Origin of the sequence: Isoptericola sp. NPDC019693, assembly GCF_044389085.1 — a bacterium.
GTDB lineage: Bacteria > Actinomycetota > Actinomycetes > Actinomycetales > Cellulomonadaceae > Isoptericola.
The window spans coordinates 786,208-801,747 of record NZ_JBIRXP010000002.1 but is presented as its reverse complement, the minus strand read 5'-3'; the positions used below and the strand labels follow the sequence as shown (position 1 = coordinate 801,747).

The following is a 15,540-nucleotide window of genomic DNA, read 5'->3' as shown; positions in this document are numbered from 1 at the left end:
ACTGCGCCGGGGCGGGCCCTTGGGGGGGGGGAGTACCCCCCCCCTCTGGGGAGGGCGCCCTGGCGCCCGTGAACGCGTCCCCGCGACGAAGGCCTCGACCGGCTCGGACCGTCAGCCAAGAACCGACATGACCATCACGTCAGCTCGGTCACCGGCTCCACGCCGCCGACGGTCGAGTCCAGCTCGATGACGCCGTACGTCCAGCCCCGGCGGCGGTACACCGCGGACGGCCGGGCCGTCTCCTTCGAGATGAAGAGGAAGAAGTCGTGGCCCACCATCTCCATCTGGTACACGGCGTCGTCCACGGTCATCGGCTCGGCGTGGTGCAGCTTGCGCCGGATCACGACCGGGGAGTCGCCGAGCTGCTCCTCGACCGCGTCCCCGGGCTCGGCGAGCGCGACGGGCGCGGACGGCTGGGCGACGGCCGCCTCCGCGGCGGCGACCTCGTCGTACGGGCGGACGTCCACGGACGGGAGGATGCCGCTCGCGCGGCGGCGGTGGTCCTTGCGGCGGTCGCGCGATCGGCGCAACCGCTCGGTGAGCTTGTCCAACGCGATGTCGAGAGCCCCGAACCGGTCGTCCGCCGCGGCCTCCGCGCGGATCACGGGTCCCTTGTCGTGCACCGTGAGCTCGACCCGCTCGCGGACCTCGGAGAGTCGCGGGTTGTTCTCGCGCGTCACCTCCACGTCCACCCGGCGAGCGGCCGGTGCGAGCTGGGTGACCTTGCTCAGCTTGTCCTCCACGTGCCGGCGGAACCTGTCCGCCACCTCCGTGTGCCTGCCGACGACGACGATCTCCATCGTGTTGCTCCACTTCGTCGTGAGGCCGCCCACTGCTCGAGCGACCCGAGTTGTCCGTCTGGGCACCCCCTGGGGGGCGCCGTGCTCGGCACCACCTCCCGGGTCGCCGGACGCGAGTCCGGACCGCTCGTGGGTCGCACGGGCGAGCCTCCCGGACCGAGGTCTCGGGGCTGGTCGCCCGCGTGGGACCCTCAGGCTAACCCTCTCCCGGGCGTCAGGTACACCGGTGGCGCGGGGAGGTTCCTCACGTCTTTCGTGACGGCCCCGGGAGGCGGGGTGGCGGCCAGGACGAGGGCGCCGAGGACGTCCGCGCCGGCGTCCTCGAGGGCGCGCTCCGCCGCCGCCAGCGTCGAGCCGGTGGTGATCACGTCGTCGACGAGGAGGACGGCGGGACGCACGTCGCCGGCGCGGGCGAGCGCCCGGTGCCGGACCGTCACCGACCCGGTGAGGTTGCGGGCCCGGTCGCGGGCGCCGAGCCCCACCTGGTCGCGGCCGCGGGCACGGCGTCCCAGTGCGGCGACGTCCGCCGCGGGGCGGCCGGCGTCGCGCAGCCCGGCTGCGGCAGCCTGCGCGAGGACGCGCACGTGGTCGCGCCCGCGGGCACGGCGCGACGACGCCGTGGAGGGGGCGCCCACCACGAGCAGCGGCCGCCCGCCGGCGGCGTGCGCCACCTGCGCGGCGACGGCTGCGCGCGCCGCCGACCGGACGGGCGGGCCGACCAGCCGGTCGAGGTCGGCACGCCCGCGGTCCTTCCACGCGACGACGAGCTCCCGCACGGGGCCCGTGTAGGGCCCGAGCGCCCACACGGGCAGGGCGGGGACGCCGTCGAGGCGGTCCAGGCGCGGGGCGGCGGCCTCGACGCGGTCCGGGTCACCGCGCAGGAGCGCCTCACAGGCGGGGCACCACGGCACGTCGAGGGCGCCGCAGCCGGGGCACGACACGGGCACGACCAGCCGGCCGAGCTCCCGGAGCCACCGCACGGGCGGCGGCGAGGTGCGCGGCGGTGAGGTGGACGGCGCGGCGGTCGACGGCATGCGTGCAGCGTGCCTTGCGCGGCCTCCTCGCGGGCGGCCGCCGCCAGGGTCTGGGGACGGCGGCGGCCTGGGGGCAGGCTCGGAGGCCCGCCGCCCTGCGGCCACGTCGTCTCGGGCGGCCTGCGCCCGCCCGCGGTCGCGGGCGGCCCGGCGGCCCTCAGCCCGGGTAGGCGACGAGGTCGACGTCGTCGGACACGATCGACCACAGCGCGGAGCTCTGCCGCGAGTAGAGGGTGCCGCCGCTGTCGACGGCGAGCATGGACCCGGTGCCGACCGACGCGGTCACGGAGCGCGGCTCCGGCACGCCGGGCTGGGCGCGGGACAGCCCGCCCTGGCCCGGGAGCCCGCCGACGCCGGCGAGGAAGACCGCGTCGTCGCTGTCGGCCTCCTGACCGATCAGCGCGAGCACGGCCTCGTCCTGCCACACCGCCTGCGTCGCCTGACGCACGGAGGCGCCGACCTGCACCGGTGCCGACAGGCCCGTCGGCACGTTCTCCGCGTCGCGCGCGACGCCCGCGACGTGCACGAGGCGACCGCTGGGGCCGGAGCTGACGATCGCCACGCGCGCGCCCTCCGGCGACACGCGCACCGACAGGATGTTCCGCGACGAGAGCCAGTCCACGTTCAGCGTCCGCACCGCGCCGGACGGCATCGCCACGAGGAGCTCGCCGCCCTGGGCGCTCCACACGGCGCCGAACCGGTCGACGGACGGCGGCACCAGCTTCGCGCCCGACAGGAGGACGTCGGGCGCGCCGTCGCCCGTGACCCGGACGATGCGCTCGGCGCCGTCGCGGACCACGACCGGCTCGTCGCCGGGGCCGGCGGCGAGGGCCGTCGGGTCGAGCCCGGCGAGCGAGACGGGCTCGTCGGGCTCCCGCAGCTCCCGCCCGACGACGCGCACGAGCTCGCCGCCGGCGAGGGCGACGGCCTCGCCCCGCGTCCGGGGCGCGGAGATCGAGTCGACCCCCGCGGTCGTGAGCGGCGTGTTCTGGTCGGAGAGCACCACCGTGCGCCCCTCCCCCTCGGCGAGCGACGCCTGCAGCTGCGCGGCCGCGAGCGCCCGCTGCTCGGCGCTGGCCTGGGAGATCGTCGACGTGAGGCTCACGTCGATGGTGCCGTCGTCGGTCACCGTCACCGCGTCGATGGCCAGCGAGGTGCCCTCCGGGATGACCGTCGTGGTCGAGTCCTGGAGCCACTCCGGCGGGCCGGCCAGGATCTCGCTGGTCGCGTCAGTGCGCCAGGTCTGGCGCGGGAACCAGCGCATGTCCGGCACCCACCAGGTGAGGTCGGGCGTCGGGAAGTAGAGGGTCGTCGGGTGGAACGCCTGGGCGAAGAACGCGGCCGGGAGCATGAGCCCGTCCTCGAGCTGGGAGATCCGCCACTCCCCGCCCGCGCTGCGCGTGAGGCCGAAGGGCACCGTGAACTCGTTGGTGCGCGCCTCCTCGGTGTACATCCCGCGCTCGTCGAGCGTGGCGACCACGCGCACGGTCGCCTCGACGGTCGCCTCCGTGGCGTCCGCCGGCACCTCGCCCAGGTCCAGCTCGGGGTCCTCCTGCAGCACGAGCACGCGCGCGTACCGGTCCCAGCCCTCCCACGCCTCCTCGGTGACGTACTCCTGCGCGACGGCGAAGGACGACGTCGACGTCGGGCCGAGCTGGGCCACGCTGAGGAAGCCCTGCACCACCTGGTCCGGGCTGGCGCCGGCGGTGGGGCCGGACGCGATGTAGCCGATCTCGCCGATGTTCTCCAGCTCGGTGTCGCCGTCGCGCACCGGCCCGTTGGTGGGGATGCGCGCGCACGCCACGGTCACGGCGAGCACGGTCAGGGCGGCGACCACCGCGGCGAGCAGGGTGGCGAGCCGGCGGCGCGGCCGGCGCCGGGGCTCCGGGGGGCGTGGCGTCGTCATCGGGCCTCCTCCTCCGCGTCGGCGCGGGCGGGCGGGACGGGGGCGTGCGCGATGTCCAGGCCGTCGGCGTCCACCACGCCGAGCTCGGGGATGGCGGTCGGGGTGGGGCCGGTCGGCGGGTTCACGACGGGCAGCTGCCCGGTGGGCGGGGCCGTGACCCCCGTGGACGGGCCCTCGAGCGGCAGGGGCGAGCCCTGGAGCCGGATCCCGGCCCGGCGCGGCAGCGTGAGCCGGAAGCTCGCCCCCTTCCCGGGGCGGCCCCACGCCTCGAGGCGGCCCGCGTGCAGCCGCGCGTCCTCGAGCGAGATCGCGAGGCCCAGGCCGGTACCGCCGGTGGTGCGTGCGCGGGCCGGGTCCGCCCGCCAGAAGCGGTGGAAGACGCGGTCGATGTCCTCGGGCGCGAGCCCCACGCCGTGGTCGCGCACGACCACGGCGACGGCGTCGGCGTCGAGGCCGACGGTGACCTCGACGGGCTGCCCCTCGGCGTGCTCGAGGGCGTTCACGACGAGGTTGCGCACGATGCGCTCGACCCGGCGCGGGTCGACGTCGGCGGTCGTCGGCTCGTCCGGGAGCGTGACCGACAGGAAGACCTGCTTGGTCTCCGCGAGGGGCATCGACGTCTCGGCCACCGCCGTGACGATGTCGCGCAGGTCGCGCTGCTCGACGTCGAGCACCGCGGCACCGGCGTCGAACCGGCTGATCTCGAGCAGGTCGGTGAGCAGGATCTCGAACCGGTCGAGCTGGGTGTACAGCAGCTCGGCCGAGCGGCGGGCGGCGGGGTCGAGCTCGTCGCGGGAGGCGTGGATGACCTCGCCCGCCATCCGGATCGTGGTGAGCGGGGTCCGCAGCTCGTGCGAGACGTCGGAGACGAAGCGGCGCTGGGCGGCGGAGAGCTCCTCCATGCGCGCGATCTGGTCCTCCAGGTTGCCCGCCATCTCGTTGAACGTGCGGGTGAGGGTCGCCATCTCGTCCTGGCCCTTGGCGTCCGGGAGCCGCTCGTCGAGGTGGCCGTCGGCCAGGCGCGACGCGACCGTCGCCGCGCGGCGCACGGGCGCGACCGTCTGCCGCGTCACGACCCACGTGAGCGCGCCGAGCAGCGCGAGGATCGCGAGGGCGCCGATCGCGAGGGTGCGCTGCACGAAGGACAGGGTCTCCTGCTCGGCCTGCAGGGAGTAGATCGCGTACAGCTCGTAGGTGCCGATGGACGGCAGCTCGACCGTCGAGCCGACGATGACGCCCGGCTCGGGCGCCTCGGATTCCGTGAACTCCGCGGGGATCCGCACGGACTGCAGCACCTGCCCGTCGGTGGCGCGGGTGGCCTCACGCAGGTCGTCGCTGATGATCGCCTTGAGCTCTGGCTGCGTGCCCGTGTCGGCGGGCCGCTGCGTCTGGTCGGGGGCGCTCAGCAGCAGGAAGTCCTGCGCGCTCGACGCGCCGGCCGCGAGCGTCCGCACCATCTGCGTGAGCAGGAGCTGCAGGTCGGAGCGCGACGTCGCGGGCGAGATGTCGAAGGCGTTGCGCACCTGCTCCGTCATCGACGCGTTCTCGCGCTCGACGCGGTCCACCCGCTGCTCGTACAGCCCGTCGCGGATCGAGATCGACAGGTAGAGGCCGAGCAGCGCGACCGCGACGACGCCCAGCGCGAGCGCCGACGTCACGACCCGCAGCTGCAGGGACGACCGCCACCGCCGGACGAGGTACCGGGTCCGCGAGACGCTCCAGGCGCGCCACCGCCGCCACGTCCGGCGGACGCGGCGCGCGGCGGGCTCAGCGCGGGGCACCGGCCTTGTAGCCCACACCGCGCACGGTCAGCACGACCGTGGGGTTCTCGGGGTCGCGCTCCACCTTCGAGCGCAGGCGCTGCACGTGCACGTTGACCAGGCGGGTGTCGGCGCTGTGCCGGTATCCCCACACCTTCTCGAGCAGGACCTCGCGCGTGAACACCTGCCAGGGCTTGCGGGCCAGGGCCACGAGCAGGTCGAACTCGAGCGGGGTGAGGCTGATGCGCTCGCCGTCGCGCACCACGTTGTGGCCGGTGACGTCGATCTCGACGTCGCCGATGCGCAGCCGCTCGGGGCCCGGGTCGTCGTTGCGGCGCAGCCGGGTGCGGATGCGGGCGACGAGCTCCTTGGGCTTGAACGGCTTGGTCACGTAGTCGTCGGCGCCGGACTCGAGCCCGAGGACGACGTCGACCGTGTCGGTCTTGGCGGTGAGCATGATGATCGGGACGCCGGACTCGGCGCGGATCTCGCGAGCGACCTCGATACCGTCCTTGCCGGGCAGCATGAGGTCGAGCAGGACAAGGTCGGGCTGTTCGTCGCGGAAGGCGACGAGAGCGCCGTCGCCGTCGGCGCAGAACGTCGGCTCGAACCCCTCGGACTTCAGGACGATGCCGATCATCTCGGACAGCGCAGTGTCGTCGTCGACCACCAGGACACGGGACTTCATGCACCCATGATGCCAGTCACGGCGCAAGGTCCGGTGGAAAGCCGCGTGAGGGAGCGGGCGCGTCGTACTAGGGTCGGGGCGACCGGCGTCACCACCGGTGCTGCCGGCACCCCACCAGCACCCCACCAGCACAGTCTCGACAGTCCCGTCCGCCGACGACGCGTCGGCACGACCCGACCGCCCTGCAGCCCGGGAGGCCGCGATGAGCACGCCCGACCAGCCCCAGCCGCCGTCCGGCTGGGGCGACGCCCCCGAGCCGCCCCGCTACGGCCAGCGCGCGCCCGAGGGTGCCCCGCAGCCGCCCGGCTACGGGCAGCAGTACGGGCAGGGTCAGTACGGCCAGCAGCCCGGCCAGCAGTACGGCCAGCAGTACGGCGGGCAGGCGCAGTACGGCCCGTACGGCCAGCGCCCTCCTGGCTCCCCCGCCGGGCCGCCGGCGGCGAAGCCCGGGGTCGTGCCGCTGCGGCCCCTGTCGCTGGGCGAGATCTACGACGGCGCGTTCACCGCGATCCGGCACAACCCGAAGGTCATGCTCGGTGCCGCCACGCTCGTGATCCTGGTGGCGATCGTGCTCGGCGTGCTGGTGGCGCAGCTCATCGTGCCGTCGCTCTCGTCGTCGTTCTCGTCGCTGACGGCGACCGAGCCGGAGCTCACCGACCTCGGGTTCGACAACCTCATGGCGCAGACGATGGCGACGACGCTGGGGACGGGCCTGACCCTGCTCCTGGCGCAGCCCGTGGTGGAGGGCATCCTCACCGTGTCGGTGAGCCAGTCGGTCATCGGGCGCAAGCTCAGCCTGGGCCAGGTCTGGGAGCGCCTGCAGGGCCGGGTGGGCCGGCTGATCGGCTGGTCCCTGCTGCGCACGGTCGCCGGCGGCGTCATCGCCTTCGTGTGGTTCTTCCTCCTGATCCTGCTCGTGGCCCTGGTGAGCGACCAGTCCGCCTGGGGTGCGGTCGTCCTCGCGCTCGTGCTCGGCGCGGGGTACGTCGCCGTCGTCGTCTGGCTCGGCGTGCGCGTGGGTCTCGTCGCGCCGGCCCTGGCGCTCGAGGGTCAGGGCCTGGGCCGCACCCTCGCGCGCGCCTGGCGGCTGACGCGCGGGTCCTTCTGGCGCCTGTTCGGCATCTACCTGCTCGCGATGATCATCGTGAGCGTCGCCGCCTACGTCATCACGATCCCGCTCGGGGTCATCGCCGGCGTGATCGGCGGGACCGGTGGCAGCACCGAGTCGTTCACCACCGCGACGATGGTGATGACCGTGCTGTCCTCCGTCGTCTCCTCGGCGATCACGGTCATCTTCGTCGCGTCGGTCGTCGCGCTGCTGTACATCGACGTGCGGATGCGCCGCGAGGGTCTGGACGTGCAGCTGGCGGCGGCGGCCCAGGCGACCGACAGCGGCCGACCCGGCGGCGAGCCCGGCACCGGGCCCGGCCCCCCGCCCGGCATGCTCGCGTGAGCGGCGCGTCGACGGTGGTGCTCGGGGCCGTGGCGGCCCTCCCCGTCGGCGTGCCCGTGGACCCCGACCGGGAGACGGCGCACCGCTGGCTCCTGGAGGAGCTGTCCCGGCCGGAGTACTCCACGCAGCCGTCGTTGCTGGAGCGCCTCCTGGCCTGGTTGGGCGACCTGTTCGACGGCCTGACGCTCGGCGGGGGGCGGTTCCCGGTCGCGTTCGTGGTCGTGGTCCTGGTCGTCCTGGTCGCCGCGATCGCCTGGTGGGTGGCCGGGCCCGTGCGCCTGGCGCGGCGCGGGCGGCGCTCCGTCGTCGTGCTCGACGGCGACGAGCGCTGCGCGGCCGAGCTGCGGGCCTCCGCCGACGCCGCAGCGGCCCGCGGGGACTGGTCCGCGGCCGTGCTCGACCGCTTCCGCGCGCTCGTGCGCTCCCTGGAGGAGCGCGTCGTGCTGGACGAGCGGCCCGGCCGCACGGCGCAGGAGGCTGCGCACGACGCCGCCGCCCGGCTGCCGGACGTCACCACCGAGCTGCACGACGCGGCGCACCTGTTCGACGACGTCTGCTACGGCACGCTCCCCGCCGGACCGGACGACGACCAGCGCCTGCGCGACCTCGACGAGCGCGTGCGCGGGATGCGTCCCGCGCCCCTCGCGGCCGCCGCGGCACCCGGCGAGGTGGGCGCGCCATGACCCCGACCCCGGTCCCGGCCCAGGCGCCGATCCACGCGCCGACGACGCCGGACCCGGCGCGCGAGACCTCCGCGGCCGCGGTCGCTCCCGACGCCGTGACGTCACCGGTCGTGACAGGTGACGGCAGCAGCGGCCGCAGCCGCACCGCGCACCGCTGGCGTCGTGCCCGGTGGACGGTGCTCGTGCTCGCCGTGCTCGCGCTCGTGGTGGCCGTGCTCGCCGTGCAGCGCCCGGTCACGTCCACCACGCCGTTCGCGCCGGACAACGCGCAGCCGAACGGGGCGCGCGCCGTCGCGCAGGTGCTCGGGCGCCAGGGCGTCGACGTCCGGCACGTCACCCACGTCGCGGACGCCGTCGCCGCGGCCGGCCCGGGCACGACGCTGCTCGTGACGCCCGCGACCATGCTGCTGCCCGAGCAGGTCGACGCCCTGGCCGGCGTCGACGCGGACCTGGTGCTGCTGGGCGCCGACGACGCGCTGGTGCGCGCCGCCACCGACGGCGCCGTGAGCCGCGTCCCCGGGGCCACCGCGGCGGTGTCCGCCGTCGCGCCGTCGTGCGACCTGCCCCTCGCGGGACGGGCCGGGGACCTGAGCCTCACCGCGGGGCTGCAGACGGAGCCCGGCGCTGCCGGGGTGACGCTGTGCTGGACGGTCGAGGACGCGGGGGCGCTCGCGCGCGTGCCGGCGTCCGCAGGCGACGGCGAGCGGACCGTGACCGCCGTCGACGACCCGTCCTTCGTCACCAACGGCTCCGTGCTGGCCGACGGCAACGCGGCGCTGGCGCTGGGCCTGCTCGGCGCCCACGACACGCTCGTCTGGCTCGTGCCCGACCCTCTGGACATCAGCTCGACCGGCGAGAACGGCTCACCGTCCGCCGGGGCCGGGGTGCTGCCGCCGTGGGCGGGCGTCGTCGGCCTGTGGGCGCTGCTGGTCGTGCTCGTCGCCGCGGTGTGGCGGGCGCGCCGGCTGGGCCCGCTGGTCGCGGAGGAGCTGCCCGTCGTGGTCCGCGCCGCCGAGACCACCCGCGGCCGCGGCCGCCTCTACCGGCGGACCCGGTCCCGCGGCCACGCCGCCGCGGGCCTGCGTGCCGCCACCGCCGAGACCGTGGCGCGCCGCCTGGGCGTGCCCCGGTCCGCCGACGCCACGGTGCTCACCGACGCCGTCGCCCGCGCCACCGGGCGGTCCACGCACGACGTGGCCGACCTGCTGTACGGCCCCCCACCCCACGACGACGACGCGCTCACCGAGCTCGCGCGTCGGCTCGACACCCTGGAGAGCGAGGTCCACCGATCGTGACGACCCCCGACGAGAACCCGCAGGGCGCGCAGCCCGCGGCCCCTGTCGAGACCACCGCGCCGCACGTCCCCGCGCCGCCGCAGGCACCACCGACGACGTCGGCGCCGCCGGCGCCGGAGGTCGCGCCCGGCGGCCCGTCCCGCGAGCTGCGGGGCGCGCTGGCCGGCGTGCGCAGCGAGGTGGGCAAGGCGGTCGTGGGCCAGGACTCCGCGGTCACGAGCCTGCTCATCGCCCTGCTCTGCTCCGGTCACGTGCTGCTCGAGGGCGTGCCCGGCGTCGCGAAGACGCTGCTGGTGCGGGCGCTCGGCGCGTCGCTCGACCTGTCGACCAAGCGCGTGCAGTTCACGCCGGACCTCATGCCCGGCGACGTCACCGGCTCGCTGGTGTACGACGCGCGCACGGCCGAGTTCTCGTTCCGGGAGGGGCCGGTCTTCACGAACCTGCTGCTCGCGGACGAGATCAACCGCACGCCCCCGAAGACGCAGGCCTCCCTGCTCGAGGCGATGGAGGAGCGACAGGTCTCGGTGGACGGCACGCCGCGCCCGCTGCCGGACCCGTTCGTCGTCATCGCCACGCAGAACCCGGTGGAGCACGAGGGCACGTACCCGCTGCCAGAGGCACAGCTCGACCGCTTCCTGCTCAAGGTGCTGCTGCCCGTCCCGGAGCGCGAGCAGGAGATCGAGGTGCTGGCCCGGCACGCCGCCGGGTTCGACCCGCGCGACCTGGGTGCCGCCGGCGTCCGTGCCGTCGCCGGCCCCGCGCAGCTCGAGGCCGCGCGTGCCGAGGTGCGTCAGGTCCAGGTCGCCCCCGAGGTGCTCGGCTACGCCGTCGACCTGTGCCGCGCCACCCGCCGCTCCCCCTCGCTCTCCCTCGGAGTGTCGCCGCGCGGCGCCACCGCGCTGCTCGCGACGTCGCGCGCGTGGGCCTGGCTGTCGGGCCGCTCGTACGTGACGCCCGACGACGTCAAGGCGCTCGCGCACCCGACGCTGCGGCACCGCGTCCAGCTGCGGCCCGAGGCCGAGCTCGAGGGCGTCACCGCCGAGAGCGTGCTGACGACCGTGCTCGCGACCGTCCCCGTCCCGCGCTGAGCGCGGCGGCGAGGGTGTCGGGGACCGGCGGGCACGTGACGGTGGACGGGGTGGTGAGATGGCGCTGACGTGGCGCGCCGTCGTGCTGGCGGCGCTCGGGGTGATCCCGGTGGCGCTGTTCCCGGTGCCGGGGACGGTCGTGGTGTGGGCGCTGGTCGTGGCGGCCGTGTGCGCCGTCGACATCGCCCTCGCCGCGTCGCCGCGCGCCGTCTCGCTCCAACGCCGGACGCCGCGGTCGGTGCGCCTCGGCACGAGCACCCGCTCGGAGCTGGTGGTCACCAACACGGCACGACGCCGCCTGCGGGCCGTCGTCCGCGACGCCTGGCCGCCGTCGCTCGTGCCGGACGCGAGCCTGCACCTGGACGGCGCCGCGGCGGGCGAGCCGCTCGTGGCCCGTTCGGCGCGGCACGACGTCGACCTCCCGGCCGGAGAGTCCGCCCGCGTGCGCACCCCGCTCCGGCCGACGCGGCGCGGCGACCGCGTCGCGGGGCCGGTGACGATCCGCTCGTTCGGGCCGTTGCGCGTCGCCGCCCGCCAGGCGTCGATCGCGGTGCCGGCGCGATTGCGCGTGCTCCCCGAGTTCGCGAGCCGGCGGCACCTGCCCTCCCGGCTGGCGCGGCTGCGCGAGATGGACGGCCGGGCCGCCGTGCAGGTGCGCGGCGAGGGCACCGAGTTCGACTCGCTGCGCGAGTACGTGGTGGGCGACGACGTGCGCTCGATCGACTGGCGCGCCACCGCCCGCCGCGGCGACGTCGTCGTGCGCACCTGGCGGCCCGAGCGCGACCGGCGGGTGGTGATCGTGCTCGACACCGGCCGCACCTCCGCCGCGCGCATCGGTACCGACCCCGTGCCCGACGACGTGCCCGACGGCCCGGCCGGCGCCGAGCGGGCCGGCGGGGGCGACGACGCGCCGTCGTCGCTCGGCGGGACGCGGCTGGAGGCCGGCATCGAGGCGGCCCTGCTGCTCGGCGCGCTCGCCGACCGTGCCGGGGACCGGGTCCAGGTGCTCGCCTACGACCGGGCGCTGCGTGCGCGGGTCGCCGGCGCGGCGGGTCCGCGGCTGCTGCCCGCCCTGGCCGAGTCGTTGTCGACCGTGGAGCCGGCGCTGCTGGAGACGGACTGGCCGGGCCTGGTCGGTCAGGTGCGGCAGCGGGTCTCGCAGCGCTCGCTGGTGGTGCTGCTGACGTCGCTCGACCCTGCTGCCGTCGAGACCGGCCTGCTGCCGGTCATCGACCGGCTGTCGGGAACCCACCAGGTGGTCGTCGCCGCCGTCACCGACGCGGACGCCGCCCGGCTGCGGGCCGACCGGTCGTCGGCGGCCGCCGTCTACGACGCCGCCGCGGCCGCGCGCGCCGACCTGGAGCGGGCCGCCGTCTCCACCGTGCTGCGCCAGCACGGCGCCGAGGTCGTCGAGGCGCTGCCGGACGAGCTCGCTCCCCGGCTCGCCGACACCTACCTGGCGCTCAAGGCCGCCGGGCGGCTCTGACCCGGCCCCTGCCGCACAGGCGGTTGACACCGATATCGGGGTCGCGAGCACGCCATCACGGTGTCAACCGCCTGTTCGGCGACGTGAGGATCGGTCAGCCGACGGTCGGCACGACCTCGCCGGCACGGTCGGCGTCCAGGTCGCCGGTGAGCCCCGCCGCCGTGGCGCGGCGGCCCAGCACGACCACGTAGACCCAGAAGCCGGCGAGCGCGATCGCCCCGATGACGATCTTGAGCCACCACGGCAGGGTGGAGCCCGTCACGTACCCCTCGATCAGCCCGGACACCGCGAGCGCCCCTGCGAGCCCGATCGCGACGGTGACGAGCGCGCGCCCCTCCTGCGCCAGCGCCACGGTGCGCGGGCGCGGACCGGGCGACACGGCCGTCCAGAAGAGCTTGAGCCCCGCCGCGCCGGCGACGAACACCGCCGTGAGCTCCAGCAGCCCGTGCGGCGCGATGAGCTGCAGGAACACGTCCAGCTCGTCGTAGGCCGCCATCATGCCGCCGGTGGCGCCCACGCCCACCGCGTTCTGGATCAGCACGTAGGCCGGCCAGACGCCGGTGATGCCGAGGCCCACGCACTGCGCGGCGATCCACGCGTTGTTCGTCCACACCATGGCGGCGAACGACGCCCCCGGGTCGTAGTACGACGCGAAGGCCTCGTTCACGTACGCCTCGCGCTCGGCGGGCGTGCCCATCTGCGCGAGCACGTCCGGGTCCGTGGCGACGCGGTACCCGGCGACGATCGCGAGGGCGAGGCACACCACCACGACGCCGAGCGTCCACCAGCGCACCCGGTAGAGCGCTGCCGGCACCGTCACCGCGACGAACCGGACCACGTCGGCCCAGGCGGGCTCGTGCGTGCCCGCGACGCGCACGCGGGCGCGGCTCAGCAGGTCGGAGAGCTTCGTGACGAGCACGGGGTCGGGCGCGGCCGACCGCACGGTGGACAGGTGCGTCGCGACCGCCTGGTACAGGCGCACCAGCTCGTCGGCCTCCGCGCCGTCCAGCCGACGCTTGCGGGTGAGCACGCGCAGGCGCTCCCACTGCGGGCTGTGCACGGCGGTGAAGGCGTCGAGGTCCACGGCCGCTAGCCTTCCACACGGGAGACGTCGCACGAGCGGGGGATGCACATGCAGGACGGGATCCAGAACGGGATCCGTGACGGGGTCGTCATCGGCGAGGGCGTGGTGCTCGACGCGCGTCCGGCGTCGTTCGTCAGCCGTGCGCTGGCGGCGCTGCTCGACCTGGCGGCGCTCGCGATCGTCGGCATCGCGCTGCTGGTCGTCGTCGCCCTCCAGGACGTGACGGTCGACGAGCAGTGGGCCCGGGTGGCCGGCGTCGTCATCGCCGTGCTCGTGATGGTGGTGCTGCCGACGACGGTCGAGACGCTGACCCGCGGCCGGTCGCTCGGCAAGCTGATCACCGGGCTGCGCGTCGTGCGCGACGACGGCGGCCCGGTGCGCTTCCGCCACGCCTTCGTGCGCGCGCTGGTGGGCGTGGGCGAGCTGTGGCTGACGGTCGGCAGCGTCGCGCTGGTCGTGTCGCTGTCCAACTCCCGCGGCAAGCGGCTCGGCGACCTGCTGGCCGGCACCTTTGTCATCCGCGTGCGGGGCGGGCGCGCGCGGACGGTCCCGCTCGCCATGCCGTCGGAGCTGGCGGCCTGGGCCCGCACGGCGGACATCCGGCGCCTGCCGGACGGCCTCGCCCTCGCCGCCCGGCAGTTCCTCGACCGGGCGCCGCGCCTGGCGCCGGTCTCGCGCGCCGGCCTCGCCGACGACCTCGCCGGCCGCGTGGAGCCGTTCGTCGCGCCGGGCCCGCCGCCCGGCACTCCGCCCGAGGCGTTCCTGCACGCCGTCCTGCACGAGCGCCGCGACCGTGAGCTCGAGCGCGGGCGCGCGGAGCAGGAGCGGGCCGAGGCCCGCGCCGCCACGCTGCACCGCCTGCCCTACGCCGTCCCCGACCCGCCCCGCTGACCCCGCCGGGTGTGGTGCGACGGGCGGTCCTCGAAGCGGCCGAACACGCGCACCAGGCCGAGCATCACCAGCAGGTACGCGGCGAACCAGACCGGGCGCGACGCCCACCAGTCCGCGCCCCAGGCTGCCGGCAGCTCCTGCCCCAGCCCGAGCAGCGCGACCCCGACGACCGCGAACATCGCGGTGAGGTGCCAGAGGTAGACGGTCATCGACCGGCGGGCGAGCGCGCCCACCGCCCGCGCCCCCGTCCCGGTCGCCGCCCAGCGCACCAGCGCCGCGCGGAACAGCAGCACCAGGCACACCTGGGCGACGGCGTGCGCGACGACGGGGGCCGTCGGCGGGCCGAGGTTGGAGATCTCGTCGCCGGGCATGCCGACGAGGCTCAGCGGGTAGGGCCCCGCCGCCACGAGCGCGGCCGTCGCGGCGAGGGCGGCGACGGCCCCCGCGGCGAGGAGCAGCCGGGCCGTCCGGCCGGACAGCGGGTCGGCGGACGCGTCGGGCACGGGCCGCCGCGGGGCGCTGCGCTCGACGGCGTAGGCGATCCCGGCCAGGAACGACGCGGCCCAGGCGAGCAGCACGTTGGCCCAGGCCAGCGCGCCGGTCACCTCCCCCGGGAGCCCGAACCGCAGCGCGTCGAGGGCCAGCGGCAGCGCCACGGCGACGGTCAGGGCGCCCCACCGCCACCGCCGCCAGGCCGCGCGCAGCAGCGGCGTGAGCGCCATGAGCACCACCCACACCCCGAGGAACCACAGCAGCTGCGGCGCCATCCGCGCCATCCGCCACACGGCGTCGTCGGGCACGCCGAGGGCGAGCAGCGCGGCCACCGCGAGCGCCCACGCCGCGACGAACGCCCCGACGGGCCGCGCCGTCGCGCGCAGCCGCGCCAGCACCGTCCTGGCCCAGCCACGACCACCCACGACGGCGGCCCCGCGCTGATACCCGGCGGACGCACCGGCCGCGAAGAACAGCAGCGCGAGCGGCTGGAGCCAGGTGACGAGCCAGCCCGCGCCGTGCCCGAGCGCGTTGCCGACGAGCAGGGTCCGCCCGTCCCACGTCGCCTCCGCCATCAGCCAGTGCAGCAGCACGACGCTGAGCGTGCCGAGCGCCCGCACGACGTCGACGAACGGGTCTCGGGCCCGACGCGGCCGGGCGGCGGGCGCGTCGGCCGGCGGTGCCGCCGGGGCGACGGAGCGGGGTCGCGCGGCCGGCGCTGACGGGGCGGGCCGGGCGGGTGGGGCGGGGGCGTCGAGGACGGCCACGATGGCTCCTGAGACTGGGCGACTGGGACGCCTCCAGCCTCGTGACCTGCGACGTCGCCCGACAGGGGCCTGGCCCCCGTGCCGACCGCCGTCTCCCCCGGGCCGGTCCGGGG

The 15,540-nt window shown here is 76.2% G+C and carries 13 protein-coding genes; 6 read left to right on the top strand and 7 right to left on the bottom strand.

What is annotated here, in order from left to right; genetic code table 11:
• Positions 1-134 precede the first annotated feature (134 nt).
• The 5 genes from hpf to mtrA all read right to left on the bottom strand — a co-directional run bounded on the left by hpf (position 135) and on the right by mtrA (position 6,188).
• The gene (hpf, locus tag ACH436_RS08945) at positions 135-800 is read right to left on the bottom strand and encodes a ribosome hibernation-promoting factor, HPF/YfiA family (RefSeq protein WP_430559840.1); all 666 of its coding nucleotides are present in this window, start codon (positions 798-800) and stop codon (positions 135-137) included.
• 191 nt (positions 801-991) lie between these two features.
• On the bottom strand, positions 992-1,834 hold the full coding sequence (locus ACH436_RS08940) for a ComF family protein (protein ID WP_430559839.1): 843 nt from the start codon (positions 1,832-1,834) through the stop codon (positions 992-994).
• A gap of 157 nt (positions 1,835-1,991) precedes the next feature.
• Complete coding sequence (locus tag ACH436_RS08935) at positions 1,992-3,740, bottom strand: LpqB family beta-propeller domain-containing protein (RefSeq protein WP_430559838.1); 1,749 nt, start codon at positions 3,738-3,740, stop codon at positions 1,992-1,994.
• Positions 3,737-5,521 (bottom strand): MtrAB system histidine kinase MtrB, encoded by a 1,785-nt coding sequence (gene mtrB, locus ACH436_RS08930; protein WP_430559837.1) that lies wholly within the window; start codon positions 5,519-5,521, stop codon positions 3,737-3,739. Before mtrB ends, ACH436_RS08935 begins: the two co-directional genes overlap by 4 nt.
• Positions 5,508-6,188, bottom strand: a complete 681-nt coding sequence (gene mtrA / locus ACH436_RS08925) for an MtrAB system response regulator MtrA (protein ID WP_429735004.1) — start codon at positions 6,186-6,188, stop codon at positions 5,508-5,510. The genes mtrB and mtrA overlap by 14 nt, the downstream gene beginning before the upstream one ends.
• 202 nt (positions 6,189-6,390) lie before the next feature.
• Here mtrA and ACH436_RS08920 point away from each other — a divergent pair, with 202 nt between their 5' ends.
• Genes ACH436_RS08920 through ACH436_RS08900 form a run of 5 tightly spaced genes read left to right on the top strand, consistent with a single transcriptional unit; the run spans position 6,391 to position 12,193 of the window.
• Positions 6,391-7,641, top strand: a complete 1,251-nt coding sequence (locus ACH436_RS08920; RefSeq protein WP_430559836.1) for a glycerophosphoryl diester phosphodiesterase membrane domain-containing protein — start codon at positions 6,391-6,393, stop codon at positions 7,639-7,641.
• Positions 7,638-8,324 (top strand): DUF4129 domain-containing protein, encoded by a 687-nt coding sequence (locus ACH436_RS08915; RefSeq protein ID WP_430559835.1) that lies wholly within the window; start codon positions 7,638-7,640, stop codon positions 8,322-8,324. The genes ACH436_RS08920 and ACH436_RS08915 overlap by 4 nt, the downstream gene beginning before the upstream one ends.
• On the top strand, positions 8,321-9,619 hold the full coding sequence (locus ACH436_RS08910) for a DUF4350 domain-containing protein (protein ID WP_430559834.1): 1,299 nt from the start codon (positions 8,321-8,323) through the stop codon (positions 9,617-9,619). Before ACH436_RS08915 ends, ACH436_RS08910 begins: the two co-directional genes overlap by 4 nt.
• Complete coding sequence (locus ACH436_RS08905) at positions 9,616-10,707, top strand: AAA family ATPase (protein WP_430559833.1); 1,092 nt, start codon at positions 9,616-9,618, stop codon at positions 10,705-10,707. Before ACH436_RS08910 ends, ACH436_RS08905 begins: the two co-directional genes overlap by 4 nt.
• A 58-nt stretch (positions 10,708-10,765) precedes the next feature.
• Positions 10,766-12,193 carry a DUF58 domain-containing protein gene (locus tag ACH436_RS08900; RefSeq protein WP_430559832.1) on the top strand — a complete coding sequence of 476 codons (1,428 nt, stop codon included), beginning with the start codon at positions 10,766-10,768 and terminating at the stop codon, positions 12,191-12,193.
• 94 nt (positions 12,194-12,287) lie between these two features.
• Here ACH436_RS08900 and ACH436_RS08895 read toward each other — a convergent pair whose 3' ends face one another.
• Positions 12,288-13,277, bottom strand: a complete 990-nt coding sequence (locus ACH436_RS08895) for a stage II sporulation protein M (RefSeq protein WP_430559831.1) — start codon at positions 13,275-13,277, stop codon at positions 12,288-12,290.
• A gap of 42 nt (positions 13,278-13,319) precedes the next feature.
• On the opposite strand from ACH436_RS08895, the gene ACH436_RS08890 reads away from it, so the two are divergent.
• Positions 13,320-14,168, top strand: coding sequence for an RDD family protein (locus ACH436_RS08890; RefSeq protein ID WP_430559830.1), 849 nt, complete (start codon positions 13,320-13,322; stop codon positions 14,166-14,168).
• Here ACH436_RS08890 and ACH436_RS08885 read toward each other — a convergent pair.
• Complete coding sequence (locus ACH436_RS08885; protein ID WP_430559829.1) at positions 14,141-15,427, bottom strand: acyltransferase family protein; 1,287 nt, start codon at positions 15,425-15,427, stop codon at positions 14,141-14,143. The two genes, ACH436_RS08890 and ACH436_RS08885, sit on opposite strands and share 28 nt — an antisense overlap.
• Positions 15,428-15,540: the final 113 nt, after the last annotated feature.